Raw genomic sequence first — 25,928 nt, 5'->3', positions numbered from 1 at the left:
TAAAACGCCTTCTTTAAAAACAAAGCATAGATCAACTTCAAGCCTACAGACAATAAAAAAACTTAAACAAATCTTATAAAAATGCAGAACATAGAAAACAAAATAGCTTATATAACCGGCGCCGCAAAAGGCATCGGTTTCGGTATTGCAGAAGCACTGGTGAAAAACGGAGTAAAAGCGACCATTTCAGGTAGAGATAAGCAGGCGCTTGAAAAGGCGCAGACAGGTACTAGGAGAACAGAATGTTCTGGTGCTTGAGTCTGATGTCAGAAATTTTGATAACGAAGTAAAAGCCGTCCAGCAGATTGTATCTAAATTTGGAAAACTCGATATTGTGATTGCTAATGCAGGAGTGGGGAAATTTGCACCCATAGACGAAATGTCACTGGAGGACTGGAACACGATGATTGACACCAATCTGACAGGGGCTTTCCATACCCTGAAAGCGACCGCAAGCACAACTCAAAGAGAACAAAGGGTATTACATATCCATAGCTTCGCTGGCTGGAGCCAATTTCTTTGCTAAAGGCGCCGCGTACAATGCGTCAAAATTCGGACTGGTTGGTTTTACCCAGGCGGCCATGCTGGATCTGCGTGATTATGATGTCAAGTGCACCACTATTATGCCAGGATCGGTTGCTTCCAACTTTAACGGCCATACTCCAAGCGAAGATGATAAGTGGAAAATTCAGCCCTCGGATATCGGGCAGATGATCGTAGACCTACTGAAAATGAATCCAAATGTACTGCCAAGCAAAATAGAAGTCCGTCCCACAAAAACCAAATAATTTCAATTTTCTTTCGATTAAAAATAATAAAAAAGCTTGAGATTTCTCTCAAGCTTTTTTTATTGATGCGCGTTTAACTCAAAATACGAAATCTCTTTTAATGGATTCTGAGGATTTTGGTTTAAAAAAAAAAGCGTCTGCACGGAGCAGACGCTTTTTTAATAAATTTTATAGTATAATTATGCTAACACTACGTTTACTGCGTTTGGACCTTTACGGCCTTCTTCAACATCATATCTTACTTCATCATTTTGACTGATATTTTCTGATAGACCTGAAACATGAACAAAAATTTCGCTTCCTCCGTTACTTGGAGTTATGAATCCGAATCCTTTTTCTTCATTGAAAAATTTTACTGTACCTTCTTGCATTTTAATATATTTAATTCCTCAAATGTAATGCTTTAAAATGACAACCAACCGAATTAATGACTTTTATTTTAAAGTTTACAAAATTCGGTGTATTTAAACCTTTTATTTGGAGTGAATTGTGATGTGTTCAGCTTACTTTATTTCCATTAATGTCAAGCATTGGGTACTATTTATTATTTTTATAGTCTATAGATAATGGAATCATTAACTTATTTAATTCTCATTTCAGATGACAGGAATCAAAACTAATATCAAACCTTTTCTTATAGTAAATAATGCTGTTAAAGCAGTTGAATTTTATACTAATGCTTTTGGGGCTGTTGAATCAAACAGATATACGCTTGAAAATAATAAAATATCATCAGTAATTACAATTGAAGGTGCTCGCATTTTATCTAAGCGACGAAGAACCCTGTGATGGTAGTCAAACTATCAGCCAACCATTCAATTCGCCGATTAGAATAGTTTTAGAGAGTGAAAATGCAGATAAAATATTTGAAAAAGCAGTAAAATACGGTTCTGCAGTAATTTGTCCCATAACAACAGAAGAAGACTGGAGAATAGGAAAGCTAAAAGATCCTTTTGGTCATATCTGGGAAATTGGTTATCCCTTATGAAGGAATTTAATTTACTTCTTTCTTCTCTGATCCTGTTTTACCGTGTTTTACAAAAACATTCTTTTTAAAAAACAGTATAATACAATACAGATACAAAAAACTAAAAGGAAGCACCATAATGATTAACAGACTACTGATTCCATTGAGGAGCTCATTGGTACCCAGACTTGTAAGTCCCAGAGCTGTAGCTGTAATTATAATGCCCCAGATAATTTTGTGGCTTTTAGAAGGATCCTCCTTACCCTCATCACTAATCATTCCCAAAACAAAAATGGCAGAATCAACTGAATTAATAATAGAAATCGCTACCAAAAGTCCTGCAAGAAAAAATGTAACTTGATGAAGCGGCAGATGTTCCAAGAAAACAAATAAAGAGGTAAATACGTTGTCAAATTCTGTACTGCTTCCTCCATGTATAATTTCAAAAGCCGAAGAGGCAAATACCGAAAACCATATCATTGTTGCTAAGGCCGGTACTAGGATTGTAGCAATCAAAAATTCCTTAATGGTTCTGCCTTTGGAAATTCGGGCAATGAAAATTCCGGTAAAAGGAACCCAGGCCAACCAGAAAGCCCAGTAAAAAACCGTCCAGTCCTGCGTAAAGTTTCCTTTGGCAGTGTATGATCCTGCGGCAAGGCTCATTTCAAAAAAATGGATTACATACTGATAAAAGGCAGAGAAGCTCTGGGTGATCAAAACGTTGAATTTAACAAAAAACGCCACGAAAAGCATTAAAATAATGGAAAAAACAAAATCAAAATCAGCTAAAAATTTAATCATTCTGGTGATTCCCGTCGATGCTGAATAAGTTGCAAAAGATCCCATTACCAATACGTCGCATAATAAAAACCAAGTATCAAGTCCAGTATCAAAAGTATAATTAAGTCCGCCGATAAGCTGTGCTGTTCCCAATCCTAATGAAGCAATTACCCCTGTAATAGTAATCAGTACAATAAAAAGTACAGCGCCGAATTGCAGGAGACGATTATTCAGACTAGGAACTATGGCGTGCAGTAAATTAGGTGCTTTTTTTATATACAGATTATGAGCCACCAGCAAGCCAAACAAACTGTACATAGCCCAAGGGGTAAAGCCCCAGTGAAAAAAGGTATATTGAAGCGCCGTTTGTGCTCGCATTTGCGGTGCTGACAGGACTATTGTTAAAGTAATAAACAGGTTCCTGCACCGCTCGAAGTAATAAACCCGAACCCATTCCCGTACTATACAATAAGGCAATCCAGCTGAAATAGGAATAAGAAGGCTTCCCTGCTCCTAATTTTTTACCGCCAATAGGAGAAAATAAAATCACTACGCAGGCAAGCACTATAAAAAGTCCAAGCACTAAATAATAGGTACTAAAAACCGAAAGCAGTTGCTTGTTTATTTCATTTAAAACAGCCAGTAAAGAATCTGGTGCCAGCATACCGCTGATAAAGAAGACTGCTCCAAAAAGCGACCCGTAAAAGAGTATATTATTTGCCCGAAAATGGCTGGATAATTTTGAAATCAAAATACTTCTTATTTAGCAATGGGTTTTAAATCCTGTAACATCGTGGGGATAAGTTCACTCACCGTAGGATGAATATGTACTGAATCCCGCAGAACGGTATACGGCTTTTTAGCATACATTAAGTTGGTAATGCCATTGATAATTTCATCTCCGCCGGTTCCTAAAACACAGGCTCCTAAAAATTTATTGGTTTTGGCATCAATTACCGCTTCCATAAAACCTGCCGTTTCCGCTTTTTCTTTAGCGCGATTTACTTTTGTCATGGGGCGGTATCCCACCAGAATTTCGTATCCTTTTTCCAGAGCTTCTTTCTTGGTCATGCCTATTCTGCCTAGCGGCGGATCTATAAACAATCCATAGGTTGTAATTCTATCGCTGATTTTTCTCTTTTTGTCCTTGAAAAGAAAACTCTCTACGATTTGAAAATCATTATACGAAGAATGGGTAAAAGCCCCTTTCCCGTTACAGTCGCCGATGGCAAAAATTCCATCAACACTGGTCTGGCAGTAGTTATTGACTTTTATATAATTATTCTTATCCAATTTGACCGCTGTATTCTCCAATTTTAAGGTATCGGAATTTGGAGTGCGTCCAATGGCAAGCAGTAAATGTGATCCACTTATTTTCTTACTGCCAATTGTTATTGTTACAACTCCTTTAGTGTCTTCTTCAGCTGTAATCTCCTTAGCATTAAAAACAAGATTGATGCCCTCCGATTTCATAATTGCGACCACTGCATCACTTACCGTTTCATCTTCCCTGCTTATGAATTGTCCGTTGCGCTCCACAATGGTAACCTCACAGCCAAACCTTCTAAAAATCTGGGCAAATTCTAAACCAATATAACTTCCCCCAATGATTATTAAATGCTTTGGCAGATCGGTGATTTCCATAATATTTTCATTGGTGTAAAAGGTAATGTGATGATATTCTTTTGGAACAACTGCCCTTGCCCCTGCATTTATAAATATCTTTTTTGCTGTAAGAATTATTTCTCCTGCCTTAACTTCGAAATTGCTTAAAAAATGAGCTTCCCCTTTAAATAAAGTAATGTTTTTATCTCTCTTAATTGCTTCTTCTATATTGGAACGCGATTCGGCAACCAGCTCATCTTTACGCGCCTTAATTTTTTTGAGATTAGCTTTTGTACCCTCAGGAATTTCAATACCCAGATCATCACCATGAAAAGCGTCCCAAGCTCTTCGCGCACTGGCCACATACGCTTTGGTCGGAATACAGCCGTTATTAACGCATGTTCCTCCCACAAAGCTTTTTTCAACAATAGCCACCTTTCCATGTTTGGATAAACTAAATGCTAATGGAATCCCAGCTTGGTCGCTTCCGATAATGATATAATCAAATTCTTTCATACTTCTTAGTTCTTTATTACCGTCTTACAATATGTCTGCCTGCATTTCATAATAAGCTAACCCAGCAGATTTCAGCAGTTTTTTCATGAATTTTAAAAAACGTATCGCCTTATAATTTAAGTCCTGCTGTTTTACTTATACTGTAAGTTACTAATTAAAAGTACAATAATTTATATACAATAAAAAATAGTGGTAAGCTTATGACATCCTTTAGAATGCATTCGCCACAGGGAGCCGGGCTGGAAAAAAAGAAGCCATCGCCTAAAAAGTAATCGTAAAAAGTCGGGAGACTTTTGTCAGGTTTAGTATTTATAAGAGACAAAAAAAAAGCGCAAAGTCAGAGACATTTGCACAGCTTTTTATTAGAACACTTTGTAGAGCGGGGAAAGTCGGGAGACTTCACATCAGGATAAATACTCATCATTTTTAAGCGAAATTTATTCAATAAATACTGATTATAAAAACCTTTTAATTGTAAAGAATAAAAACTACACGATTGATACACTGCCAATATTAGCTTTTAGCCACTACAAAAAAATTATTTTTTTAAATAAGACTCCCTGCTTGGCATTGGCCCTTTAGATACTGAATTCGTATCAATTTTAATTTTAAAATATTCGATTGTTTTTTTAATTTTTAAATAATCTTCATATTTTTTTGGCTTACCATAAAAAAATAAAGCAATTGTATCATTTGAAAAACGAACATCTTTTATATTTGTTGAATTAACAATTGTGTCACTTTTACCATTTATCGCATCATAGAGTAAAACATAATCAGTACTAGTTGAACTAACATCTGAATAATAGAACCATTCTATAACCTTATTTTTTGTTTTTATTTCTTTCAAATACAGGCGATCTACTTGTAATTTATTTACGCAACCTAAAACGATAAAAGGTATAAAGATTAAAAATTTTCTCATTGTTTGTAAAATTGTTTATAATATCCCGCTCCCCGAAGAGTTCTTATGAAAAGCTTTGCGAATGTCTCCTGACTTCGCACCAATATAGAGAAAACAAAGAGAAGTTTGTAAAAGTGATTGCAACTTTATAGAATGTTGGAACGATTACGAAGTCGGGAGACACTCGCACAGCAGGAGCAATACAAAATAGCTATCTCATTTCAACAACATTCTTTCCGTAATTATTTTATTTGAGGAAACATCAATTCCGGTAACTTCGGCATACTTTACATTTGGTAACCAAAAAGAACCTCCTTCAATGCGCACAAATATTTTTTCTACTTGTATTTTTTTCTGATTTACACTTACAAAAACATGATATTTCTGATCTGAATCTATCTTTTTCAAGGTTAAGGGTAACTTTTTATACGATACAAATTGTAGTTCAAACTCCTCATTATTTAAGATTTTACTATCTATTCCGTAAGCAAATTTGCGCCGCATATAAGTAAAATCTTTTTTTCTCCTTTCTCCGCATATCGAATCCAATAGGCTTTTATAGGATTGCTTTTGTCTATTTTTCCATTTTCCTGATAGTTTATGGCATAAATAGCAGTGTTTATATTTGGGTCTCGCTGAATATAAAACAGCATATTATCTATATTTTTAGGCGTTGGGAAATGTAATAGTGATGGATTTTTGGATTGCGCTAATACATTTCCGGAAATTATATTTACTAAGATCGTGATAACGATTAGTGATTTTGTAAAATTAAATGGCAATTTATCCATAAACGAAATTTTTATAGTAACCTAGCGTGAAATTATTTTAACACATAGTCCCAAAGCTCAATATCATTTAAGTTAAGAAAAACCGATAATGTTATGCCGAATAAATCTCTGGCACAATCGCAAAGATTTGTGTTTAAACTTTGCGTCTTAGCGACTTTGCGTGATTAATTTTATTTTCTAAAAAGCTCACCTTAATAATATTCGGCTTCTGGATTATGTGTTGAATAGAAAAACCACCAATTGCATATTGATTTATTTAATTAAATTCTCTTTTTCGTTTACCCTAAAAACCCAATATTTAATCAGTGGATAATTAAATCCATAAGAAACAAAACTATCCGTAATCAATCTTCCGATTCTATAATCGATTTGAAATACTTTTTGCAAAAAAAACGTACCAAATGATTTTAAGGAAATACTTCCCAACACCACCAACGCAAATTTAAAAAGCTGACTGTTGATAGGGCTGTTATAACCAGATTGATTTTTAAACACCCAAAATCTATTGATGCTGAAATTGACAATGGAACCAACGGTTCCAGATATTAGAATAGAAAAAGTAAAATGCAATTGAAACAACTCTGTCAATAAAATCATTAATCCATAATCAGTAATGCCACCTAAAAATGCCGCAACTTGTGCTTGTAGAAAGGTGAAAATGGATTTTTTACTGAACATATCAGTCTTGGTTTTTATCTTTTAAATCGCCCAACTTCAAAAGTTTTAAGCTGTCTATAACATTAATTATAAGTAACATAATAGTGATTAAGCCAGCCAAATAGGTAATTGATCCGGGAAATAAAACTTCGATAATTAAAATGAAAACAATAATAAACCGAAGTTCTGTTGGACCGACAAAGCCAGAATCTATACTGTATTCATTTGTAATTTTGTAGCGCAACTGACTGATAATGATCGACCAGCCATACAGTGCAACAAAAGCAAAGGCTACTATTTGTGTGCCGTCTTCAGCATAAATATAATAGCCAAAGCCTATAAGTACAATACCGATCCAATCGGCAATAATATCGAGTGCAAAACCATACCAACGGCGTGGAATATTTCTGTAATAAGCCAATCTTCCGTCTAAAGAATCGCCTAACCAATTTATACCCAAACCAATAATACCCAAAAGCAAGTACCAATTTGTAAAATAAGTACCTAAAACAAAAGCTAAAAAAACCAATCCCGAACCAAGTGTACCAATTAAGGTAAGTAAATTTGGCGAAATGAATTGAGGCACCTTTGGAAGCAAAAATACAATCGTTAACTGTTCTGCCCTTTTTAAAATATTAGTTCGCTTACGGTCTGCAAATGTTCTTTGGGCAATTTCACTATAAGCTTCAATATGTGTTTCTTTTCCCATTAATAACCCAATATTTATAAACTTATAGTATATCCAATTCCAGTTTGGTAATTTTTAATTTTATTTTTCTTTGCGTGTTTTTAAAGAAATCGGTGGTTCTTTTTAGCTTACCTGATCTAACCAGATAACTAAATGCGAGGACAATCAGCATATTATTTAACAATTCCTGCAAAACGTTGATAGAAAACTGTTGGACTGTTCTCATCTTTAGGAGCGTATTTTCCTGCTATTATTGGAACATAAATAACTCTCCTTCTGCTCTCTTCGCCACGGATAGTTGATTCTGCCACTCTATGCCACAAACGGCCATCGTGAATGGTTAAATCTCCAGCTTCTGGATTGATAGATACTTCCTGTGGATCAGGTTTATTATCTAAAAAGTACTTTTTACGAAAAAGCATTTGATAAATACTTTGTTTGTGAGTACCCGGAATGATTTTAAGGCCGCCGTTTTCGGGTTGTAAAGTGCTCAAGTGAATACCCACATTTAACATCGGATTTAATTTCCCACCATAAAAAATATCTCGCAAACCATCTGTGTGCCAGCCCATTTTTGTAAACTTACTTTCTGGCCCATTGATGTAATGATTGAAAACCATTCCGTCTTTTTCCTCAGTACCTAATCTTGCTCCCTCACCTGCCAATGGTAATAAACTATTGAATCTTGGATCAAGTAAAAGACCGCTCAAGGCTTGATGATGTTGATTGATAAAAGCAAAACGTCGCACAATAGGAGAACCATCTAAATCTTTTCCGTATTTGATTGGAACACCATTAACTTTTTGAAGGTCATTGTCAATCCATTTTTGCTCTACTTGTTTCGAGGCATCAATGATAGATGAAACCGTTTCTGGATTTATAAATTTTTTGAAATGGATAAAACCATATTCGTTAAAAAAGTTGATTTGCTCAGCAGTTAATTACTCAGTAAGGGTAAAAGTTTTATAAGAAGACACCATGATACTATATATTTAATAAATGAAATAATAATGTTTGAAATTTTATCTAAGAGATTTGCAACAGCAACAACAGCAACACATTCGCATGTTTGCGTGCATTCGGTTTCCAGATAAATTAAACATATTTCTTTTATTAGACATACTCTATGGAATTAGTAGACATTTATGCAAATGTAATATAATTTCTCATTTGCAAAGATTTTTTTTTATTTTTTTTGAAAAAATTAAATTTTATAAATTCCAGTCTGCAGTTTTTTCTATAAATGCCTTTGGTAGTATACGGTTGGCATAAACCGAAATGATATTGGTAAAACCCGGAATAACTTCTGATTTTTTATTAAACATGGCTTTTACAGCCATTTTTGCAACTTCATCAGGTCGCATATTGAACTTTTCAGCCATTTTGCTAAAAGCATCTAAACCAGCTCTCGAAGCAAAACCAGTATCAACTGGACCTGGACTAAAACAAGTTACTGAAATGGAAGTTTTGGCAAGTTCGAAACGTAAGGCACGTGTAAACGATAAGACAAAAGCTTTAGTAGCCGAATAAACAGCCAGCGTAGGCACAGCTTGATACGCGACAGTACTTGATATATTTAAAATGTAAGCTTGTTTTTCTTGTAAAAGTATAGGCACTAATAAATGTGAAAGTTCTACTACTACATTCATGTTAAGTCGCATCATGCCAAGCTGATCGGTTAGAGCAGACTGGCTGAAATCGCCCCACACACCATAACCCGCATTGTTAACTAAGATACCTAATGGATAATTATTCATTTTTATCCAATCGGTTACTTTTAGCGATGCACCATTTATCGAAAGATCAACTGATAAAACAAACGCGTTGATGCCATATTTAGCTTGAAGATCATCAGATAGTACTTTTAGCTCCTCTTCACTTCTTGCAACAAGCAATAATGGATAACCCTGTTTAGCCAATTCGTAAGCAATAGCTTTTCCAATGCCTTTGCTGGCGCCAGTAATTAAGGCATACGGTTTAGTTTTTTCGCTCATTATAGTATTTTAATAATCAAATATAAAGATTAATTCTAAACCGTTGGTTGTGACTTATTATTAAATATAAGCGATAAATGAAGTTCTGTTTATCACATACAAATCAAGATGAGTTACATAACCTACAAAGGAAGTGGTTATGTAATTTTACAAATCAGCAGAATTGCAATAAATGACACAATAGAGAAAACCATCGTATTGATAATTCTGTTTTTTATTTTAAACGATTGCTGTGCCTGATCTATTTTGCTCTTTTCTTTTAAACGTTTTCATTCTATTATTAATTTTGCATTACTTACTGCCGCAAAATTAAAACAGCTTATCGAAAAACTTTTACATGATCGAAATCCAATTTATCATAATTAAAACATCATACTCCTTTTATAAAAAAGAAGTGTTAAAATATTTTTAAACTTTAAAATGAGTCAAAAAGCGAAATAGTTATTCTAATATGAAAATTAATAAATACGTTATTCATTAATCTTCAAATGCCCACATTATTTCACGTGTCACTATTAAAAAGATAACAGTTCACTTACTAAGTCAGGTTTAAATACTGCTTTTTTCTTCTTCAAGATCGGGAAGAAAGATATGAAAAGTACTGCCTTTACCCTCTTCAGATTCTGCATACAATACACCGTGGTGGTTTAGAACAATTCTTCTGCACAATGCCAGACCAATACCGCTTCCTGGAAAAATAGTCTGCCCATGAAGTCTTTTAAAAATTTCGAAAATCTTGTTACGATGATCATTCTGAAATCCAATTCCGTTATCAGTAAACGAGATATGATGGTAATTCCCTGGTATTAAAGGAGAATCGGTGAACTGCGCGAGCATAGTCATGGGATACCAAAACCGAACTTATTTGTATACGAGGCGATTTATTCGGATCGGTAAATTTTAAAGCATTACTCATCAGATTATAAAAAAGCTGATTCATCTGCAGGCCGACTGCTTGGACTACAGGAAGATTTTCAACTACTATCTCAGCATTTTTCTCAGCAGTCACCAGTTCAAAATCATCACGAACACTTTTAAGCACAGCGGTCAAATCAACCGAATGTAACCTTTTCTCAGGCTCGATAAGACGTGAGAAACTAAGCAGATCGGAAATCAGCTGGCTCATACGTGCCGCAGATAAAGCAATTTTTTCCACCATTATTTTGGGATCTCTGCTGGATTTTCCTTCCTGCAATAATCCGGCAAAAATTTGAATTTTACGCGACGGTTCCTGAAGATCATGACTCGCTACATAGGCAAACTGTGCTAGTTCCTCATTAGAATGTTTTAAAGCATAATTAGATTGTTCAAGATCTGTATTGGATGCCTGCAGATCCTGCAGTACCATAGCGAGCTCTTTTGTTCTTAGCTGAACCTCACTCTCCAGTTCGAGCTGTAATTCCCTGTGAATTGTAATATCCTGAGCCGTTCCGCTGATCATTACAGGTTTTCCCTCCAGATCAAAATAGGTCTGCCCAACGGCATGAATAACCTTTTCCTGTCCCGTAATTCCATGAATTATTCTGTATTCTGCTTCATATTTTCCATTGGAACCCGTCTTTTGGGCCGCAAAAAAAGCTTCCATTACCCTGTTGTGATCAGAAGACTTTATCAAATCTCGTACCTTTTGTGATGGCAGTGTTGTAGCTGTGAGTCCAAACATAGCCGCATGACGATGTGAAACCGTAGTAATTTGCGTAGCTACATCCATTGACCAAGTTCCGAGTCGCGCCACTTCAACAGCAGATCGAAGTGCGACTTCGGCCTGTTCTATTTTTTTCATTGCATTTATTTCGGCTGTCACATCCGAGCTTACATGAAGCACTGCATACACTTTTCCGTCACTGTCCAATAAAGGTGTGAGACTGATGTTGTGATAATGAGGCTCTGTTTCCGTGGTATGTATACCTGCTGTCCCACTAGCACTGAAACTAACTCCCGACTGGTAAACATTCTGAACGGCTTTTATATATTGTTGCGAACTTTCCTGTAATAAAACATCCATAAGAGACTTTCCATCTATGGCAAGACCCTTACTTACATTTTTTATAAAAGGTTCATTTGCATTCTCAATAATAAGATCATCCCCTACAAATAAACTAATAGAAACTGGAGCCGCTTCCAATACCGAGCGAAGTTTAGATTCGCTTTCCCGAAGTGCAATTTCCGTTAACTTGCTCTGTGTTACATCCATCGCATGTACAATCATTCCAATTACGGTTCCCTCATTATTTTTATGTGGTGTATACACAATGCTCAGCCATCTTCTTTCACCCATTCTGGAGGGCGCAAACATCTCATATTTCTCCTGCTTCCCGCTATAAGCTATATCGAGATGAGTACGTGTTTTTTCATAGGTCGCATCCCCAAGGAATTCTTTAACTGTCTTACCAATGGCTTCGTTTTCCCCGACGGAGAACCAGTCCATAAAAACACTGTTATAGCTTTGATACCTTTCTCGCTGATCCAGATAAAAAATCATAGCAGGAACGGTGTCTTTCAATAATTGTAAATGGGCTTCACTCTCTTCCATTGCCTTTTGTGCCAAAACCTGTGGGGTCACGTCAATAGCAATGTCTAAAATGGCATAAATTTCTCCTGATTTGTTACGAATAGGTGTATAAGAAATATTATAATAGTTATTATTCAACACCCCGTTCTGCACTATTTTAACCAATGAGGCAGGCGAGATAAAAGGAACTCCTGTTGTAAAAATATCATCTAGTATCTTAAGGTAAGCCTGCCCTTCGGTAATGAGTTCCGGCATGGCTTCCCTTAAAGGCAGTCCGTTAATTCCAGGGCCCTTCCCTACAATATCTATAAAAGTCTGGTTGGGATATTCTATAATAAGATCACGGCCGACAAACAAACCGATTCCCGCAGGAAGCGTACGCAATCAAATTCTGTAATCTGGTTTCACTTTCCTCGACCTCACGACGGTTCAGCACCTGCTGGGTAACATCAACCGCTACCACTAAAACACTATTGGCTTCTCCCGATGCATTTCGGTGAATTTGATACGTAAGATCCACATAGATGTTTGCAAGCTGTCCTTCGCGCTTCAGTTCTACTTCAACTTCTTTGGCCGTGTATGCATTACCTGAGCGTATGACCTCGCGGAGCAACTCATCAAAACCTTGTCCCTTTAGTTCAGGAAGCGCCTCGAGCAACGGTTTTCCAATTAGCGAATCTGCTTCACGTCCTACCAATTCGCCATAAAAAGTGTTGGCACTTTGAAATACCAAATCCTTGTCTATGCTGATTGTGGCAATACCTACAGGTGACTGTTCAAATATAGCCGCAAGTTCGTTCTGCTTCGCGGTGATATCCTGCTGTGCCTTTATGGAAGCAGTAACATCAAAGGACATCACTAAAACGGCATAAACAGAACCCGTTTGGTTCACTAATGGTGTAAGGGAGTAATCTAAATACTGTTCACTACCCAATCCTGTCTGGATTTCGTAGCCGCTAATTTTATATTCTTTTCCTGTATTATAGACTTCACTAATTATTTTATAAAATTCCTCATTGGAAGGCTTCTCAAATACAGCTGTTAATTTCTCACCGATGATCTGTTTGTCTTTACCCCAGTAATCCAGCATAACATCATTAGCCAGATCAATACAAAATTCACTTCCTTTTAATAACGCTGTACCTACCGGCGCTTTATTAATAAGGGTTTTAAAACGCTGTTCACTAGCTGTCAGTTGCTCTTCTTTTTCTTTTTCAGCAGTAATATCAATAGCAATGGCTGTTATATATTTTTTGCCTTCAGAATCTGATACTACCGAAATACTATTACTCACCCAGAGTTGCGAACCATCACGGCAGACATAACGCTTGGTAATTGTAAAATCTTTTCCATTTGAAATACAATCCTGCAAAAGTATTTGATTACGCTGATAATCATAAGGGTGCGTAAGCTGTCCTATGTTCATCTGCAGTATTTCTTCGCGACTGTATCCCAGCATTTCACAGTAATGATCATTCACTTCTATAACACGTCCAGTACTATCGGCCTGAGCAATTCCAGCATTGGACTGCATCAGTATACTATTGAGCTGTGAGCGTACTGATCCTGACGCTACTATATTAGGGATAACTGCTGAATTCTCGATACAAGTCACTAAAACTCCTTCGGCAGTGTGATTTTGACTAAAAACAGCACTGTAAGAGGCTGTAAGATACACCTCTTTGCAACACATTATTCCTGTTCACATTCACAGTAATATTGGATTCTGGTATAACCTCATCCTGATCTAGTACAGCTTTCACTGCGCCAACAGCTATCTTCCACTCAGGAGTTAAGACTTCCGTTAAAACCTTACCTAATACATTATGCTGTTTAGTGCCCAGAAAAGGGCGGAATGAATCATTATAAAAAAAAGTTTTTTCACTTCCCCACACCAAAAACATAGGGATACTGGAACGCGACATAATTCCGAGTGATGTACGGAGGCTTTCAGGCCAGAGGTCTATATTTCCTAAAGAAGATTCCTTCCATTCCATTTCCCTCACAAGGGCTCCCGCTTCTCCTCCATTCTTTAAAAATAGAAATTCAGATTCTCTTTTATTTAGCCCCACTTCGAAATTTTTTTTGTTTAAAGTGGAAAGATAAAGTTTTTTTAATTTTTTACCTAGTACTAATCTTGCATCTCATCATATTTTTATTTCTGCAATTCATTTAAACTTTACCAGATTTATACCGTTCGATAATCTTACTGCTTGTAAAAAAAGAACTGGAATTTTGTTTCCAAAATTTTTACGATAACAAAATACAATACGTAATTTCATGGTTATTTACTGTAAAATATACTATTTATGTATTTCCTGAATATATTTAGTGAACCACTATGCTTGCTGTTAATTATATAATCTGTCTTTTCAATTCTGTAAATCAAAAATACCGCTATACCTGTAATTTTAAATAAAAAGAAAACGTACAATTATTAATACTAGCTATTTATGGAAAACTTAATAAATCAGGAAAATCTGGAGGAAATCAGAACATTTATAGAAAATAAAATTGCTGATGTTCCCGGAGAATTAATTCTTCTTGGGGCAGTAGGAAGTTTGCTTCTATCATCTTACCTCAATAAAAATGGCAATACTAAGGCAGCGTCAATGATTGGATCGCTGGCTGTGCCTATTGTGGGTATAGGGCTTGCAAAGTACAAAGATGTTTTAAAATCCCAGATGGAAAGCTTACAGCAATCCAAAGAGGAAATTGCCTGATTAAATCTGCAAAGAATTACAAAAGATCTAAAAACAAAAAAAGCACCTGTCACAAGAGAGGTGCTTTTTAATTTTTTACAATTGAAAATTACGCTACCACAACGTTTATTGCATTAGGTCCTTTTTTACCATCCGCAATATCATAGCGAACTTCATCGTTTTCGCGGATAGTCTCCGACAAACCTGTAGCGTGAACAAAGATTTCACTCCCGCCATTTTTTGGTGTTATAAATCCAAAACCTTTTTCTTCATTAAAGAATTTTACTGTACCTTCTTGCATCTTATTAATAATTACTGTTTCGAAAATAAATGTAGGATATTTAATTGTAAACCAAAGATTTAAAAACCTTTTTTATTTGCTTTATGGGAATTATATAACAATAGAGAAAAATTACATAAAACATAAACAGGCATTTATTAAGATTAACTTCCATTACTTACTTGTAATTATAACTGACTAAGACTCAAAAAGTAATTGCATAATTAATTATATAACGCCACAGCAAAATTGTATAAATTAAAAAGCTGAGTCATCTGCTAATTTTGAAAAAAAATAAATTTATAACAATCACCATTTAATTAAATTATGAAATTATCAGCAACTAACAGTTCAGTTATCCAATCAGTTAAAAAAATTGAAGTTCAATCAGAGACGAATTTCTCATTGCGGACCTGAAACACAGTTCGAGAATCTTTTAACAGACTTATATCAAAAATATGATGATGAGCCAGACTTTGACTGTGAGTTTTTGTGGGCTTCCAATGACCAAAGCGAAAACGAAAGTACAATTGATCCAGAATCTGAAGATGACCTTACAGATCAATTTAATGATAATCAGTGGGATGTGGCTATCTATGACCCGTACTTAGAATCAACTTATTATTAAACAATAGTTCTCAAGGGACTTGTTTGAGGTTGTCCTTTCACGGCAACCAGAAAGATAGATTTAAACCTTAAATAATTTACCGAAGCGTAAGAACCAAAGCTTACTAAAATTTGAAAAATTATTGTTTGAATTATTTCCGTGCAGTATTGTCTGCTTGTCAAAATATTTGTCATCGTTAACTACTCCCAGCATTTTTTTCTCCTAATATTTTAGGATAATGAGTTTTTATAGTTCATTATAGTACTATCATAAAAATCTTCTTTTCTGTTCTTCCACTGACTGAATACTGTCAGATATATTCATGGCTAAAAAACCCTCTGCATTATCATCTTGACTGAAATTCAATATCTCAATTTCCATTACAGATTACAGTCCTGTTTCAGCGACTTCAAATTGATTTGTCGCTTTGAGATTTAATTTAACTACACAATATTTATTTTTTTTCTAAAAATAAATTATTAACTGAAACATTTTGAAAATAAAGCGTCAAATAGAATGTTAATCCTATTCGATTACTTCATCTTATTTGGTGTCAGACCTAATGTAGATTACGTAAAATCCGTTTTAAAAATCTTTTCGTATTCTCTGAAGATAGAAGCTAACGCCAGTCATGGAGTTCCAATTCAAATTTTTAATCTAAAAATCAATACTAATGACAAAGACAATGTTTTTTAAATCGGGAATTAAACAAGGAATTATAATGGGACTCTGCTTCTGTCTCTACACTTCTTTAATGTGGCTCACAAAATTAGATACGACGTATTTAAATATTGGGCAGTATTTTGACATCGCTATAATCCTACTACCTGTATTTATGATTTTTTGGATAATAAAAAAACATACTGATTACTATAGGATAACTATTTTTCAAAGAATTGCACTTGCTGTTTTGGTCGGTTTTGTTTCTTATTTAATTTACGATCCTTTCTTGTATATTTATCATCATCACATTAATCCAGACTGGTATAATGCCGTGGTTAATTTAAAAGAAGCAGATTTAATGGCTGTTCATACGCCGCAAAATAAAATAACAGCAGTTTTGAAAGAAATGAAAACCTCGCCTATAGCTCAGGCAGATTTATTTAGACTTTCAGCGACAATTCCTTCTGTAATTATTTTACCAGTTTTAATAGCTTTAATTTCTCTTATTTTTATACGAAACAAAACTAAAAATACTACTGCAAATCACGAAAGCCTATTAGCTGTAATGTGAAAAATACGCCAGAGTGCTATTGTTAATCTAAATCCGAAAAGCATATACCTAATTTTACTCGACTTGACGAATATCATGTATCAAACCTGAGTGCTGTTGAATTCCATTTCTATATGGCTCACCTTATAGAGCAGTGAAGGCAGTTGCCTGCCTCCTAATGTTCCCCATATATGATTCAATTCTTCAAATTCAGGTGTATAAAGTGTCACAGTAAATCTAAAACTTTTAATGTTTTTCATTACATCATTTGCATTGCTGTAAAGCGTATTTGCTTGCGTGAAAAGACTTTTTTCTTGGAAAAAGGTATTAATTTTTGAAATTTCATTTAGTGAATTAACATAAGCGTTTCTATTGGCACTGAAAAGCAGATAGAGAATAATGCTTTGATCATTGCTTTTGTACAATGTTTTTGAACTTTCAGCTACATAATTAGGTATGTTTTTGAGCGCCTTATCTTCCTCTATTCGAATCAGGGTCAATAATGTTTTGTCTTCTAAAGCGGCTGAGGTATTTTTTTGGACTTCTGCCCATGCAATATTTCCAGCTACTACGCTCTTTTCAAGTCCGTTTTGATCGAAATAATTATTTACCTGCTCTGTAATTATTTGAATTATTTCATAAATCATTGCTGAAGACGTTTAAAGATTTATATTTATTTGATAGTGTTGTGTTTTTATTTATAACAAACTAGTATTTAATTAGTTGACAAATAACACTATCAAATATAAACAAAAAAACTACAGCCTTTAAAATGTATTAATCCCAAACTTGTATGTAATAAAAAAAAATCAGTCCAGCATTTCTTCTAGTTTCATTTTTAAAACATCCTCACTTTGATGACCAAAATACTGCGCAAGGATTTCATATTTATCATCAAAAATAATAAATGAAGGAGTGCCCTGCGACTGATTTAGCGTGAATGTTTCTGCCAACAAGGGTATCTGCAAATAGTAGGATTTAATTTTCATTATTAAAAGCTCTTTTTCCCTTTCAGAAAAACTGGAAATGTTAGGAACAGTGTTCAATAGTAATTGTATCGTACCTGAATTAATAAATGATTCGGCAGTTGTCATACGATCAAAAGCGACAGGAAATTTCGGAATATCCAAATAGGAAGAACGCTGGTAATTTGTTTGGTAATACTTTTTGGTTTCTCCAACCAGTTCACCGCTTTCTAATAATAATTTTAAGTTTGCTTCATTATTATATTCAAAGTCTTCAAAAGCAGTAGCTACACCAATAAAGCCCACTCTGTCTTTGAAGGATTCGTAAAGCTGATTCATAATAGGAATGCCATATATAAAACAGCCCGGACAATTTACTTGAAATACAAAGGCTACATTTACCTTACGGGCTGTGAATTCGCCCTGAACTAACTGCTTGCGTGTGAAGATGAAATTTTGACATCGCTCAAATTGATTAAAATTGCAGTACAAAGTTAGTCGGCAACCATAGCTTTTGAATGGTCCAGTTTTTACAATATTCATCAGTATCTGGTTTCTAAATCTCTTTACAGATAAGTGTACTCGAGGCACATCAGATGTGATTTAGGAAGCAGTAAATTATAAAACAGTCAGTTCCACTCAGCGGAATTAAATTTTACAATTTATACCCTGAAAGATATAACAAAACGGTGTAAGTGTTTCTGAAATTTGCTTAGTTAAATATCAAAAGCCATGAAAACATTCCTTCGTAATAACGGACTCTCAATCGTATTTTTTCTTCTATTTATCTTTACGCTTATAGGCCAGATTATATTTGGCTTCAAAGAACATAATAAGGAGCTTCTTGAACAAGGCGGTGGCGCTGTCACACTTGCAGGCTATTTCAGCACGGGACATTTTCTAGAATCAACTTTTGAGAATTGGGAAAGTGAATTTCTGCAAATGGCGCTTTTTGTGATCCTTACCATTTTTTTGCGGCAGAAAGGCTCATCGGAATCGAAGGATTTTGACAAGCAGGAAGAAGTCGACAGGGAACCTTCTTCTCGTAGGAAGGGTGCGCCTTGGCCAGTCAAAAAAGGTGGATGGCTGTTGGCTGTCTATAAACACTCACTTACCATTTCTCTTTTACTACTTTTCTTCATTTCATTCGGAATTCATTTCTACGGAAGTCTTAAAGATGAAAACCAACAGCTTTCCCTTAAAGGGCTCCCGTTGGAAAGTCTTGCGAGCATATATCGGTGATTCGCGATTTTGGTTTGAATCTTTTCAGAACTGGCAGAGCGAATTCCTTTCGGTATTTGCCATCGTAATGTTGTCAATTTACCTGCGCCAGATTGGTTCTCCGCAATCCAAACCAGTTGATGCTCCAAATAGCGAAACGGGAGAATAATATGCAAACGTCCTTACAATGAACTATTTAGAAATTATAAATCTTTTCAAAGTGCAAGATTTGCTATAAGATAATTTTGAAGAAAAATAGAAAACCTGCACCATCATAAAGAAGGTACAGGTTTTCCGACAATCAAGATTACTACTGAGTAGTTCCTATTTCTGATCTTCGTTGTCTGCGTCGAAGTTAATTGTATTATAAGCGGCTTCAGTTAGTGTCACATCGGCCTGCTTTTCTTCAGAAAGCGTTTTTTCCAAAAGAAGTACAGCATCATCCTCTCCCAAAGTCGTTGCAAAGGCGACAAGTGTTCCATAAGTGGCAATTTCGTAATGCTCAATTTTTTGTGAGGTCGCAATAATTCCTGCGTCTCTTACAGGTCCTGGCTGTGTTTCCTCCATAATACTTTCGCCTTCTTTGATAAGACCTTCCATGGCATCACATTTTTTAGCTGTCGCTTTCTCTCCTACTGATTTAAAAACCTCTTCCAGTCTGGCTACCTGCTCTTGCGTTACGGCAAGGTGCTCGTTGATGGCAGTAATTAGATTTTCAGATGTGGCATTTTTGGCCATTTTTGGAAGCGCTTTTACCAGTGCTTTTTCAGCCCAGTAAATATCTTTAAGCGAATCCACAAATAATTCTCTTAATCCATCAGTCGCAGAAGGTTTCGCTTTTACTGATGCTTTTGATGCTTGCAGATTTTCCTGCAGTGCTGGTTTTGCTTTTAACGGTAGCTGTTTTTTTTATGGCAGTTTTCATAATATGATGTTTTATAGTTAATAAGCCAAATTTACAAATCACATATACTGCTTTTTTACAGTTTTACATTTAAAACTTACAGCATTTAAATATTGAATACCAATACTTTAATGTATTTAAATCTTAAGTTTTTTTTTATTTTCTAAAAACACCTTACTACCATAAAAACAAATCCTGCCTCAAGTTCATCAATATTTGTATTACGTAAAAGACTTTAATTAAGGTATACTAATTAGTAATCTTCGAAGGTTGGAAAAATATTATAAAAAAATCAAAAAATTATATAAAGAAACAAAAAGAGATATTGCGGAAATTTACTCTGAATCAATATTATAGGAGCGTATTTAGTCAACTTTATTTACTAATACATAAAAAACGAATAATGGAAAAATTGACAAATTACTTTGGACAAAATATCAAAGACAAAAGAATTGTAGTGACTGGTGGAACAACCGGAATAGGAAAAGCAATTGCCGATGTGCTCGTGTCCCTTGGCGGACGTGTTCTTATTTTTGGAAGAGATCCTAAAGATTTCAAAAATGCCGTGGCGGATATAAAAAAACAATTTCCAGACAGTGAGGTTTATGGAACTCCGGCGGATGTCACTAAGAAAAAAGACATTGACAAAATCTTAAAAATAGCAGATACTGAACTCGGAGGTATTGACATTTTAATCAACAATGCCGCATTGGGAGCACCCGGAATTGCTGGTGAAACTTATGAGGACTATAAATATGTTGTAGATACTAACATTACTGGCTATCTAGCCTTCGCCCAGGAAGTCGCATCAAGAATGAAAAAACAGAAATCAGGACATATTATCAATATTGGCTCAATGAGCGCCGAAAGCCGAACTGGCCAAAGCACCATTTATGTGGCTACAAAATCTGCTATTCGAGGTTTCAGCACCTCGCTTCGCAAGGAGTTAAATCCGCTTGGAATTAAAGTTTCACTTATTGAGCCTGGAGCAGTAACCAGCGATATGCAGACCGATCCAAAAAAAGTACAAAAGCAAAAGGTAGAAAAATTGGAAATGCTCGAAGCTTACGATATTGCAATGAGCACACTGTTCTGTTTGTCCCAGCCAAAAAGATGCGATATTGTCACCATGCAGATACGTCCGCATCTGCGGCTTATCTAATTTTATATAATAAAGTCAGCCAAATATACACAAACACCTGCATCTACGCAGGTGTTTTTAGTTAGAATATAGCTGAGAAATTCGGTATAAAAAATACAACAGCATCAATTTTATTTTTAATATTAGATCTCATATTGCATTACAACCCTACAATAAAGAATCCAGTATAACAATAAGTTCTTTGTAACTGGTGGGCTTACTGATGTATTTTATAATTTTTTCACTGCGCACCAGTTCATCTGCAAAATTTTCAGAAGGAGTTGAAATCAAAATTACAGGAATATTGGCAAGGCGCTTTTCTGCTTTAAGCTTTTCGAGCGACTCAAGACCATTCATACGGGGCATATTGTAATCCAAAAAAATAAGATCCGGAAGATTCTCTGTCACAAGCAGATGTTCAAATTCTGCCGCAGGGTTAAAAGCCCATCGCAGGCAGACTCCTTTGTTCAATGTATCAGCGACTTCCATGAACAGCTCTGCATCTTCCCGATCATCATCGATCAATAAAATATTTTTATAAGCCATAACATAATTTTAAATAATGCCTTTATACAGACATATGCACTAAGTTACGAATTTAAAATTGTTTAGGTTTGGGATTTCAAGAGTTTAATCAAAAAACTACTAAAAATACCAGTTTACACAAATCCTTTTTGTTGGTGCTAATATACTGTTGAAACTAAGACGCTATTCTTATAGGATAAAGTGCCAGCACTGGAGTTTTTCAAGAACGCAACACTGCTTTAAAAAGTTTAGTTCATTTTTCAACAGAGTGAAATTTAAACTATCCTCAATACTGGCTTCCTAACCTCATTAGATGTTTTTTCATTTGTTCTTGATGAAGTTATTTTGAATATTTTTTTCTTGGTAGATGTTCTAGCGCTGTCAGCGACATTTGTATTGTGATATATAATATACATGGTAATATTTTTTTAAAATTATTATACAAATTTAAAATTGGATCAAACAGTAAACTTATACTTTGCGTGCTATTAATTACATTATTATAAGCAGTTTACACTGAATGTATGAGTCCATAAACAAACTTATACTGGCAATCTTATAAAATTCGGACTTCAAGTTATAACCTTATAGATGAATGACTTACTAGATTTGAAAATTAATTAACTGCAGAACACTTTTAAAACTAATTAAAGACTTTTTAAAGTAAAGTTATGATGATGGATAAAGTAGGAAAACAGTCTAAAAAGGTACCGCATCAGTTATTGATAAAACTTATTACAAATTATTTTAAAAATTTAAAATTATGGAAACAACAGCATCATTACCGAAACTTAAAACCAATGTTTCAGCATTGGAGAGAATATTAATGGTTACCAGTGGGGCTTATCTTTTATATAAAGGATTGTCACAGCAAGACAGAAGTATTACAAAGGCAGGAACCGGAGGCGCTATGCTTCTGCGAGGGATTTCGGGCTATTGTCCTGTTTACGACGCAGTGGATCATCTCAAAAATGATAAGGCTTCCAATGTGAATATCAGGATCAACAGCGTAATTAATAAACCCGTCAGCGAGGTATATAACTTCTGGCGTGATCTGCAAAACCTGCCAAAATTCATGAACCATCTTGAATCTGTGGAAACAATAAGTCCAAGCACATCCAAATGGACTGCAAAAGGTCCGGCGGGAATAGGAAGTATCTCATGGAACGCTTCGATTGTGAAAGATGAACAAGACCGACTGATCAGCTGGCAGTCTGAGGCAGATTCCTCTATTAAGAATGCAGGAAAAGTTACTTTCCAACCAAAAGGAAATGCAACGGAAATTGATGTTACTATATCCTATCACGCACCGCTGGGAACTATTGGGGAGAGCACTGCAAAGCTTTTAAATCCGTATTTTGAAAAACTCGTAAAGGACGATATTAATAATTTTAAGGCTTATATAGAATCTATTTAGATCCTCTTTATAACAAAATCTTAAAATTTTAATTTCAAAATTGAAAAAAACCTGTAATAGCTTATTATTACAGGTTTTTTTTATTCTTACTTAAACACTTCTAAAAACAAGCGCTAAAGATCTAAGATGATTCATTATTCAGTTTTTCTAATAAATTAATTTATAGATCGATACTTTACTTTTTTAAAGTAATCCAAACTTTTGTTTGTAGATCTGAAGTTCTCGGTCCGTATTACCGAGAAGCTTCTCTAAAAGTATGATTTTATCCTCATAAAGTCTTTTAACCAACTCTAATCGACTGTCGGTTTTAAGGCTCTGCTCTTTTTCACTTTTGCTGTTTGGATTAAAATAGTTCTGGCTTTCAAAATTAATAATATATTCCAGTGGCAAATCTAGAATTAAAGACAGTTTTTGAAGTTTCTCAAAACTTACACTTGTCTTACCTTTCTCAATTTTACTGTAACCAGCTTGTGTTATTCCTAATTGATCTGCCATATATTCCTGAGTATAGTTTTTTAATTCCCTGATACTTTTTATCTTATTACCTATTGACATTCCATGTTTTTTTTAATGATTGATACGGGCTGATACTTAAAAAATCCAAAAGAAAACTGTTGCATTTTCAATTAATTTATATACCTGCAAAATTAAGTTTCAAGAAAAAAAGTGCAATAACATATGTTAACATTTGTCCCTACTTTAATCAGCATCATACTTAAGACGGCTTAAATGAACGGGACTTATGTTAAGATAAGATGCAATGTAATGCTGAGGAACGCGCAGGAGTATTTTTGGAAAATTAGCGTTCATACTGTTATATCGCTGAAGAGGTGTCTCCGTATAAAGGGCTTTGATTTTACTGTTCATTAAGAAAAAATAATCCTCTGCGATGAGTCTTCCTAATTTTTCTCCATTGCGAAGATTTTTATAAAGCATTAGCAAGCATTTCAAATGTAATGACAATGACTGTGGTATTTTCAAGAGCCTGAATGTAAAAATCTGCTGAAGTCTCTTTTAAAAAACTTTGGTAATCTGTGGCGAAAGTATTTTCTAATGCAAAATGAAATGTTTTTTCATCATCATTGTGGTCCATAAAATAAATGCGAAGCAGGCCCTTTTCGACAAAATATATATTGCGACAGATTTCTCCTCGGAACAAAATTATTTCCTTTTTCTTGATCTGCTTGACAGTAAACATAGCACTGCACATCTTCCATTCCAGATCATCTATCTCAGTATAATGCAGTATCAGTTTACGTATGCTTTCAAAATTATTGTTCATTTTCTCGACCTTATTTTTCTCTACGTTATAGCGACTGTTGACAAATATAACGCTAAGAAAAGCTTCCTTATTTTAATATGATATAAATATGGAGAGGTTGTAAAAATTAAAAGTCGCTTATTTTTTTAAGTTCCTTTTGAGAAAAGTATTTTACATAAAAAATTAGAATGGCTCGATCAGAAATATTTAACGATACTCTATTGAAGTTAGCTTAAGAAAAACAAAACTTACGTTGGAACAAGCAAATAAATTTTAAGCGAAAAATCCTTATACTAATTTCTCGCTTTCCTGTAAATCTCTCCATACGCTTCAGTCTTTTATAAAAATAAGTAATAATAGGGACATTAGCAATCTACCCACTCCCACTTTACTACCTTTGTTTTATTTATTATTCTTTTTAAAACAATATTGAAAAGCCGCTAGTGTATTTTGTAAATAAATCGATTGCAATCAGAATAATCAGAAATAAAACAAAAACTAATAAATACGTAATTACTTGGGCTTTTTTATTGACTTCAAAAGTGGCGGGATTTATAAAATAATCAGCATAGACAGCCTGAGAAATTTTTAAATGGGGTGAAAATAAAGTAACGCCTTGTAGAAAATGACCAATTAGATAATATTTGTTTTTTGGGATATAAGTGAGTCCATTTTCAGGTTTAGAAAAATGAATGGGAATTTGTTTGCCTTCTTTAAAACCGAAAATATATCCTGGAGAATATTTTGTTCCAATGCTTCTATCGATATCACTAACATAAGTTTCAGAACTGTGTTCTAGATCCTTATACAAAATACTCTGAACAATGCCATCGTATTGGTGATGATGTAAGCCATTTCTATCTACAGATATAAGGATAACTTTTTTAAGTTTTTGACGCCTATAATTTTTGTAGAAAGCCCAAATCCCCCAAAGCACAATAGGAAAATAAATTAGGTTAAAGATGATCTCATTGGTAGATAATTGACTATTGTGTTCCAACTGCATACTTAACGGAATTCCAATTAATAAAGCAAGCATTGCGATGCACAAAAGTCCAAACAGCACATACACCAATACGGTAGTCGCCAAATTACGTTGAGAAGCTATTTTAGGGAAATTTTCTTTGTTATAAATCATTAAGTGCTTATTAATTCAAATTCGGCATTATCGGTAAGAGATTCAATTCTCAAATAACACATAAAACATTTTGCCGCCTCAGTAAAATTAAAATAGAATACGATATAACAAAAAAAAGCATTGAAATATTTTTGTTCCTTTACGTCTTTCCTCATTTTGTTTCCATTTTTAATAGATACTTTAGCAGTTTTTTACGCAAAAATATTACATTGTAAATAACGAAAAGTTGATAGTCTTGAATAACAGTAAGTTCAAACCATTAAGAATCTTAAAAATAAAAGGAAATCCCAATGAAAAAGAAGTAATAAACTAAAAAAATGGTTTGATTTTTTTTTAAAACAGTACTAAAAAA

At 34.6% G+C, this 25,928-nt stretch carries 28 protein-coding genes and 3 pseudogenes; 9 read left to right on the top strand and 22 right to left on the bottom strand.

Features of this window, described 5'->3' with window-relative positions; all coding sequences use genetic code 11:
* Positions 1–81: 81 nt before the first annotated feature.
* Positions 82–788, top strand: a pseudogene (locus tag ACZZ95_RS17805) (SDR family oxidoreductase).
* Between the two features lie 179 nt (positions 789–967).
* On the opposite strand, the gene ACZZ95_RS17800 reads toward ACZZ95_RS17805, so the two are convergent.
* Positions 968–1,159 (bottom strand): cold-shock protein, encoded by a 192-nt coding sequence (locus tag ACZZ95_RS17800; protein ID WP_095951328.1) that lies wholly within the window; start codon positions 1,157–1,159, stop codon positions 968–970.
* 229 nt (positions 1,160–1,388) lie between these two features.
* Here ACZZ95_RS17800 and ACZZ95_RS17795 point away from each other — a divergent pair, with 229 nt between their 5' ends.
* Entirely contained in the window at positions 1,389–1,577 is a 189-nt protein-coding gene (locus ACZZ95_RS17795) for a VOC family protein (protein WP_463470057.1), read from the top strand.
* Positions 1,540–1,776, top strand: a complete 237-nt coding sequence (locus ACZZ95_RS17790) for a VOC family protein (RefSeq protein ID WP_463470056.1) — start codon at positions 1,540–1,542, stop codon at positions 1,774–1,776. Before ACZZ95_RS17795 ends, ACZZ95_RS17790 begins: the two co-directional genes overlap by 38 nt.
* A 6-nt stretch (positions 1,777–1,782) precedes the next feature.
* On the opposite strand, the gene ACZZ95_RS17785 is transcribed toward ACZZ95_RS17790, so the two are convergent.
* The 13 genes and pseudogenes from ACZZ95_RS17785 to ACZZ95_RS17725 all read right to left on the bottom strand — a co-directional run bounded on the left by ACZZ95_RS17785 (position 1,783) and on the right by ACZZ95_RS17725 (position 14,274).
* A complete protein-coding gene (locus ACZZ95_RS17785) occupies positions 1,783–2,913 on the bottom strand; it encodes a BCCT family transporter (protein WP_463470055.1) in 1,131 nt (376 codons plus the stop codon).
* Entirely contained in the window at positions 2,819–3,286 is a 468-nt protein-coding gene (locus ACZZ95_RS17780; protein WP_463470054.1) for a BCCT family transporter, read from the bottom strand. Before ACZZ95_RS17780 ends, ACZZ95_RS17785 begins: the two co-directional genes overlap by 95 nt.
* Before the next feature lie 8 nt (positions 3,287–3,294).
* Positions 3,295–4,656 (bottom strand): mercuric reductase, encoded by a 1,362-nt coding sequence (locus ACZZ95_RS17775; protein ID WP_463470053.1) that lies wholly within the window; start codon positions 4,654–4,656, stop codon positions 3,295–3,297.
* 538 nt (positions 4,657–5,194) lie between these two features.
* Positions 5,195–5,581 (bottom strand): hypothetical protein, encoded by a 387-nt coding sequence (locus ACZZ95_RS17770; protein WP_463470052.1) that lies wholly within the window; start codon positions 5,579–5,581, stop codon positions 5,195–5,197.
* Positions 5,582–5,776: 195 nt separating this feature from the next.
* A pseudogene (locus ACZZ95_RS17765) lies at positions 5,777–6,213 on the bottom strand (DUF4833 domain-containing protein).
* A 390-nt stretch (positions 6,214–6,603) separates the two neighbouring features.
* Positions 6,604–7,029, bottom strand: a complete 426-nt coding sequence (locus tag ACZZ95_RS17760; protein ID WP_463470051.1) for a GtrA family protein — start codon at positions 7,027–7,029, stop codon at positions 6,604–6,606.
* Between the two features lies 1 nt (position 7,030).
* On the bottom strand, positions 7,031–7,717 hold the full coding sequence (locus ACZZ95_RS17755; RefSeq protein WP_463470050.1) for a CDP-alcohol phosphatidyltransferase family protein: 687 nt from the start codon (positions 7,715–7,717) through the stop codon (positions 7,031–7,033).
* Between the two features lie 152 nt (positions 7,718–7,869).
* Complete coding sequence (locus ACZZ95_RS17750) at positions 7,870–8,622, bottom strand: phytanoyl-CoA dioxygenase family protein (protein WP_463471707.1); 753 nt, start codon at positions 8,620–8,622, stop codon at positions 7,870–7,872.
* Between the two features lie 285 nt (positions 8,623–8,907).
* Entirely contained in the window at positions 8,908–9,690 is a 783-nt protein-coding gene (locus ACZZ95_RS17745) for an SDR family NAD(P)-dependent oxidoreductase (protein WP_463470049.1), read from the bottom strand.
* Between the two features lie 549 nt (positions 9,691–10,239).
* Complete coding sequence (locus ACZZ95_RS17740; protein WP_463470048.1) at positions 10,240–10,527, bottom strand: sensor histidine kinase; 288 nt, start codon at positions 10,525–10,527, stop codon at positions 10,240–10,242.
* Positions 10,463–12,586: a PAS domain-containing protein gene (locus ACZZ95_RS17735; protein WP_463470047.1), complete on the bottom strand. Its 2,124-nt coding sequence runs from the start codon at positions 12,584–12,586 to the stop codon at positions 10,463–10,465. Before ACZZ95_RS17735 ends, ACZZ95_RS17740 begins: the two co-directional genes overlap by 65 nt.
* Positions 12,543–13,880 carry a PAS domain S-box protein gene (locus tag ACZZ95_RS17730; RefSeq protein ID WP_463470046.1) on the bottom strand — a complete coding sequence of 446 codons (1,338 nt, stop codon included), beginning with the start codon at positions 13,878–13,880 and terminating at the stop codon, positions 12,543–12,545. The genes ACZZ95_RS17735 and ACZZ95_RS17730 overlap by 44 nt, the downstream gene beginning before the upstream one ends.
* Positions 13,846–14,274, bottom strand: a complete 429-nt coding sequence (locus ACZZ95_RS17725) for a hypothetical protein (protein WP_463470045.1) — start codon at positions 14,272–14,274, stop codon at positions 13,846–13,848. Before ACZZ95_RS17725 ends, ACZZ95_RS17730 begins: the two co-directional genes overlap by 35 nt.
* A 381-nt stretch (positions 14,275–14,655) precedes the next feature.
* Between ACZZ95_RS17725 and ACZZ95_RS17720 the strand changes: the two genes are divergently transcribed.
* Positions 14,656–14,925, top strand: a complete 270-nt coding sequence (locus tag ACZZ95_RS17720; RefSeq protein WP_463470044.1) for a hypothetical protein — start codon at positions 14,656–14,658, stop codon at positions 14,923–14,925.
* An 88-nt stretch (positions 14,926–15,013) separates the two neighbouring features.
* Here the strand turns inward: ACZZ95_RS17720 and ACZZ95_RS17715 are convergent, their stop codons facing one another.
* Positions 15,014–15,205, bottom strand: a complete 192-nt coding sequence (locus ACZZ95_RS17715; RefSeq protein WP_095951340.1) for a cold-shock protein — start codon at positions 15,203–15,205, stop codon at positions 15,014–15,016.
* Between the two features lie 355 nt (positions 15,206–15,560).
* Here ACZZ95_RS17715 and ACZZ95_RS17710 point away from each other — a divergent pair, with 355 nt between their 5' ends.
* Both ACZZ95_RS17710 and ACZZ95_RS17705 read left to right on the top strand, forming a co-directional pair.
* Positions 15,561–15,812: a hypothetical protein gene (locus ACZZ95_RS17710; protein WP_463470043.1), complete on the top strand. Its 252-nt coding sequence runs from the start codon at positions 15,561–15,563 to the stop codon at positions 15,810–15,812.
* A 652-nt stretch (positions 15,813–16,464) separates the two neighbouring features.
* Positions 16,465–17,025 carry a DUF4199 domain-containing protein gene (locus ACZZ95_RS17705; RefSeq protein ID WP_463470042.1) on the top strand — a complete coding sequence of 187 codons (561 nt, stop codon included), beginning with the start codon at positions 16,465–16,467 and terminating at the stop codon, positions 17,023–17,025.
* Positions 17,026–17,105: 80 nt separating this feature from the next.
* On the opposite strand, the gene ACZZ95_RS17700 is transcribed toward ACZZ95_RS17705, so the two are convergent.
* Both ACZZ95_RS17700 and ACZZ95_RS17695 read right to left on the bottom strand, forming a co-directional pair.
* The gene (locus tag ACZZ95_RS17700) at positions 17,106–17,651 is read right to left on the bottom strand and encodes a Pvc16 family protein (protein WP_463470041.1); all 546 of its coding nucleotides are present in this window, start codon (positions 17,649–17,651) and stop codon (positions 17,106–17,108) included.
* A 162-nt stretch (positions 17,652–17,813) separates the two neighbouring features.
* Positions 17,814–18,512 carry a hypothetical protein gene (locus ACZZ95_RS17695; RefSeq protein WP_463470040.1) on the bottom strand — a complete coding sequence of 233 codons (699 nt, stop codon included), beginning with the start codon at positions 18,510–18,512 and terminating at the stop codon, positions 17,814–17,816.
* A gap of 189 nt (positions 18,513–18,701) precedes the next feature.
* Here ACZZ95_RS17695 and ACZZ95_RS17690 point away from each other — a divergent pair.
* Positions 18,702–19,359: pseudogene (locus ACZZ95_RS17690) on the top strand (DUF6766 family protein).
* A 155-nt stretch (positions 19,360–19,514) separates the two neighbouring features.
* On the opposite strand, the gene ACZZ95_RS17685 reads toward ACZZ95_RS17690, so the two are convergent.
* Positions 19,515–20,054, bottom strand: a complete 540-nt coding sequence (locus tag ACZZ95_RS17685; protein ID WP_463471706.1) for a YciE/YciF ferroxidase family protein — start codon at positions 20,052–20,054, stop codon at positions 19,515–19,517.
* Between the two features lie 443 nt (positions 20,055–20,497).
* Between ACZZ95_RS17685 and ACZZ95_RS17680 the strand changes: the two genes are divergently transcribed.
* The gene (locus ACZZ95_RS17680; protein ID WP_463470039.1) at positions 20,498–21,256 is read left to right on the top strand and encodes an SDR family oxidoreductase; all 759 of its coding nucleotides are present in this window, start codon (positions 20,498–20,500) and stop codon (positions 21,254–21,256) included.
* Between the two features lie 147 nt (positions 21,257–21,403).
* Here ACZZ95_RS17680 and ACZZ95_RS17675 read toward each other — a convergent pair whose 3' ends face one another.
* The gene (locus ACZZ95_RS17675; RefSeq protein WP_463470038.1) at positions 21,404–21,781 is read right to left on the bottom strand and encodes a response regulator; all 378 of its coding nucleotides are present in this window, start codon (positions 21,779–21,781) and stop codon (positions 21,404–21,406) included.
* A gap of 742 nt (positions 21,782–22,523) precedes the next feature.
* On the opposite strand from ACZZ95_RS17675, the gene ACZZ95_RS17670 reads away from it, so the two are divergent.
* On the top strand, positions 22,524–23,177 hold the full coding sequence (locus tag ACZZ95_RS17670) for an SRPBCC family protein (RefSeq protein WP_463470037.1): 654 nt from the start codon (positions 22,524–22,526) through the stop codon (positions 23,175–23,177).
* Positions 23,178–23,360: 183 nt separating this feature from the next.
* Here the strand turns inward: ACZZ95_RS17670 and ACZZ95_RS17665 are convergent, their stop codons facing one another.
* The 3 genes from ACZZ95_RS17665 to ACZZ95_RS17655 form a co-directional block, all read right to left on the bottom strand.
* A complete protein-coding gene (locus ACZZ95_RS17665) occupies positions 23,361–23,732 on the bottom strand; it encodes a helix-turn-helix domain-containing protein (protein WP_463470036.1) in 372 nt (123 codons plus the stop codon).
* 370 nt (positions 23,733–24,102) lie between these two features.
* The gene (locus tag ACZZ95_RS17660; protein WP_463470035.1) at positions 24,103–24,459 is read right to left on the bottom strand and encodes a Crp/Fnr family transcriptional regulator; all 357 of its coding nucleotides are present in this window, start codon (positions 24,457–24,459) and stop codon (positions 24,103–24,105) included.
* 397 nt (positions 24,460–24,856) lie between these two features.
* Positions 24,857–25,576: a hypothetical protein gene (locus ACZZ95_RS17655; RefSeq protein ID WP_463470034.1), complete on the bottom strand. Its 720-nt coding sequence runs from the start codon at positions 25,574–25,576 to the stop codon at positions 24,857–24,859.
* Positions 25,577–25,928: the final 352 nt, after the last annotated feature.

It is taken from the genome of Flavobacterium sp. AC267 (genome assembly GCF_979258715.1).
This window is presented reverse-complemented; position numbering and strand designations above follow the sequence as displayed.

Coding starts and splice junctions, on each gene's coding strand:
- ACZZ95_RS17800 (WP_095951328.1), bottom strand. CDS start 1,159: ATGCAAGAAGGTACAGTAAAATTTTTCAATGAAGAAAAAGGATTCGGA.
- ACZZ95_RS17795 (WP_463470057.1), top strand. CDS start 1,389: ATGACAGGAATCAAAACTAATATCAAACCTTTTCTTATAGTAAATAAT.
- ACZZ95_RS17785 (WP_463470055.1), bottom strand. CDS start 2,913: ATGCGAGCACAAACGGCGCTTCAATATACCTTTTTTCACTGGGGCTTT.
- ACZZ95_RS17775 (WP_463470053.1), bottom strand. CDS start 4,656: ATGAAAGAATTTGATTATATCATTATCGGAAGCGACCAAGCTGGGATT.
- ACZZ95_RS17770 (WP_463470052.1), bottom strand. CDS start 5,581: ATGAGAAAATTTTTAATCTTTATACCTTTTATCGTTTTAGGTTGCGTA.
- ACZZ95_RS17760 (WP_463470051.1), bottom strand. CDS start 7,029: ATGTTCAGTAAAAAATCCATTTTCACCTTTCTACAAGCACAAGTTGCG.
- ACZZ95_RS17755 (WP_463470050.1), bottom strand. CDS start 7,717: ATGGGAAAAGAAACACATATTGAAGCTTATAGTGAAATTGCCCAAAGA.
- ACZZ95_RS17745 (WP_463470049.1), bottom strand. CDS start 9,690: ATGAGCGAAAAAACTAAACCGTATGCCTTAATTACTGGCGCCAGCAAA.
- ACZZ95_RS17740 (WP_463470048.1), bottom strand. CDS start 10,527: ATGCTCGCGCAGTTCACCGATTCTCCTTTAATACCAGGGAATTACCAT.
- ACZZ95_RS17720 (WP_463470044.1), top strand. CDS start 14,656: ATGGAAAACTTAATAAATCAGGAAAATCTGGAGGAAATCAGAACATTT.
- ACZZ95_RS17715 (WP_095951340.1), bottom strand. CDS start 15,205: ATGCAAGAAGGTACAGTAAAATTCTTTAATGAAGAAAAAGGTTTTGGA.
- ACZZ95_RS17705 (WP_463470042.1), top strand. CDS start 16,465: ATGACAAAGACAATGTTTTTTAAATCGGGAATTAAACAAGGAATTATA.
- ACZZ95_RS17700 (WP_463470041.1), bottom strand. CDS start 17,651: ATGATTTATGAAATAATTCAAATAATTACAGAGCAGGTAAATAATTAT.
- ACZZ95_RS17695 (WP_463470040.1), bottom strand. CDS start 18,512: ATGAATATTGTAAAAACTGGACCATTCAAAAGCTATGGTTGCCGACTA.
- ACZZ95_RS17680 (WP_463470039.1), top strand. CDS start 20,498: ATGGAAAAATTGACAAATTACTTTGGACAAAATATCAAAGACAAAAGA.
- ACZZ95_RS17675 (WP_463470038.1), bottom strand. CDS start 21,781: ATGGCTTATAAAAATATTTTATTGATCGATGATGATCGGGAAGATGCA.
- ACZZ95_RS17670 (WP_463470037.1), top strand. CDS start 22,524: ATGGAAACAACAGCATCATTACCGAAACTTAAAACCAATGTTTCAGCA.
- ACZZ95_RS17665 (WP_463470036.1), bottom strand. CDS start 23,732: ATGTCAATAGGTAATAAGATAAAAAGTATCAGGGAATTAAAAAACTAT.
- ACZZ95_RS17660 (WP_463470035.1), bottom strand. CDS start 24,459: ATGAACAATAATTTTGAAAGCATACGTAAACTGATACTGCATTATACT.
- ACZZ95_RS17655 (WP_463470034.1), bottom strand. CDS start 25,576: ATGATTTATAACAAAGAAAATTTCCCTAAAATAGCTTCTCAACGTAAT.